Source organism: Planktotalea sp. (assembly GCF_049680325.1).
Taxonomy (GTDB): domain Bacteria; phylum Pseudomonadota; class Alphaproteobacteria; order Rhodobacterales; family Rhodobacteraceae; genus Planktotalea.
Window position 1 is genome coordinate 1 of sequence record NZ_JBAUHO010000138.1, and the last position, 1,904, is coordinate 1,904.

The window sequence follows — 1,904 nt, forward strand, 5'->3', positions numbered from 1 at the left end:
CGAATTGCTTGATATTGGCCGCGACCCAAAATCCGAAGCTGTGCTGGAAAAGCTGCGCGGACATCTGAGCGAGTGGTCTATGCGCCATCACGCAGCTTGGACAACGCCGACGGCGCGGCGTATGAACTCGGCTGATAGCGAATGCAGTCTCGGGGTCTTGATCGGGTTTTATGATGAGCACGACGTGCGCAATACAAAGGGCGCGATACATCCGCTGTCATAGATCGTTACGGATTTCCCAAAGCTCGGGGAAGAAACGATGTTCGGTCACGTGTTGGAGCCAGCCAACACCCGCAGAACCGCCTGTGCCGGGCTTGTAGCCGATGATCTTATGGACCGAAGTGAAGTGCCGCCAGCGGTAGAAGGATATCTTTTCGTCCAGCGCGATCAGGCCTTCGGCAAGTTGATAGTGGATATTATCCGAGTGGGGCGCGTCATAGACATTGCGCCAAGCGGCGCGCACAGACGGGTTCGGCGAATAGGTTTCTGACCAGTCCCGTTTGAGCGCAGTCTCACCAACCTCGAACCCTGCGCGATGGATTGCGGCAATGGCTTCATCATAGAGCGAGGGCGCGTTCAGAGCTTCCTCCATCGCGGGCCAGATGTGGGGCAGGTTCTTATGTGCACTGGCAAGGCGTTTGTTCTTGTTGCCAAGGATGAATTCAACGTGGCGATACATGAAGGAAAGCTGCCCTGACGCGGTAGAAAGGTGGTCGCGAAACGCGTTGAAACCTTCGGTCGTGATGGTTTGCAACACATCCCAAGACCCCGTGATATAATCCACATAGGCGCTCGCGCGGCTCAGGATCACCAGCGCATCGCTGATCTGGTCTTGGCGCAGTTGCTCGCGTGCGTTGAACAGCTCGAAATGAAGGCCACGAAACAGCAACTCTTTGACTTGGCCCATAACGAAAAAGCTCATCTCGTCGTAGCCCTCGGAACGCGGGTGCTGGAGCGAGAGCAGCAGATCAATGCTTTGGTAATCAATATAGGGGTTGGTGTGCCCGTCAAATTCTACCATCGGCGCGCCATCGGTTTTGGCGGTGTTCTCTGCACGCTCGGCAGCGCTGCCTTTGGACATGGGGCGCGGATCAACGCTGGCGTGGACCTGTGCGCTGTCGATCAGGTTCGGAAAAACGGGTTTGTAGCGGGGCATGTGGCCTCTCTAGAATTTACACAGTTTGCTTATCCGCTGTGCAAGATCACTGGTGTTGGACAGATCATGCACGATATCGAAGTGGTTGCGCGCCGGAATCTCCAACGCTTCGGCCTTGGGTAGCGCGACCGCGAAACTTTGGCTTTGGCGTTTGAATTCGTCCGGCTCTATCTCTCCCCAAGCGACGAGCGCGGGGGGGAAGTTCGCAAGGTCGCGCAGGGCAGGGCTGTTGTCATGCGCGTCCTTAAGGCTCATTTTCAGCGGCTCGTTGATGTAGGTGCCGAGCAATGGTTCAAGCTCATAGACGCCCGAAAGCAGAATGACACCGAGGGGGCGATGTTCGGGAGCGAGATCAAGGCAGGTTATCGCCGCCAGATGCGCACCTGCGGAACTGCCCGAAAGGCAAATGCGCGCGGGATCGACGCCAAGCGCGTCGGCCTGCTCGAACAGATAGCTGACTGCCTCACGGCATTCGGCCGCGATTTGCGCCACGCTCGCATCAGGGGCAAGGGTGTAGTCAACAGCGGCAAAGGCGACGCCCTGGTCGAGGAAGCCCTGCGCGGGAAAGGTGCTGTCGGTTTTGGAGAGCGCCTGCCAATAACCGCCATGGATGAAGATGTGCAAAGGCGCGGGGGCATCGGTTTCGGGCATGAACAGATCAATGCTCTGTGTATCGCTTGTGCCGTAGCGTAGGGTTTGAACATCGGGATGCGCCGCATAGGTTGCGGCGCTTTGGGCTGTGTATACC

The 1,904-nt window shown here is 57.5% G+C and carries 2 protein-coding genes and 1 pseudogene; 1 reads left to right on the forward strand and 2 read right to left on the reverse strand.

Going from position 1 to position 1,904, the window contains the following annotated elements:
- Window positions 1–223, forward strand: a pseudogene (locus tag WBC85_RS06075) (hypothetical protein); the annotation flags it as partial.
- Here the strand turns inward: WBC85_RS06075 and WBC85_RS06080 are convergent.
- Together WBC85_RS06080 and WBC85_RS06085 are read right to left on the reverse strand one after the other, a co-directional pair.
- Window positions 218–1,156: a tryptophan 2,3-dioxygenase gene (locus WBC85_RS06080; RefSeq protein WP_424434002.1), complete on the reverse strand. Its 939-nt coding sequence runs from the start codon at window positions 1,154–1,156 to the stop codon at window positions 218–220. The pseudogene WBC85_RS06075 and the gene WBC85_RS06080 sit on opposite strands and share 6 nt — an antisense overlap.
- A gap of 9 nt (window positions 1,157–1,165) precedes the next feature.
- On the reverse strand, window positions 1,166–1,904 hold a 739-nt coding region (locus tag WBC85_RS06085), incomplete at its 5' end, for an alpha/beta hydrolase (RefSeq protein ID WP_424434004.1).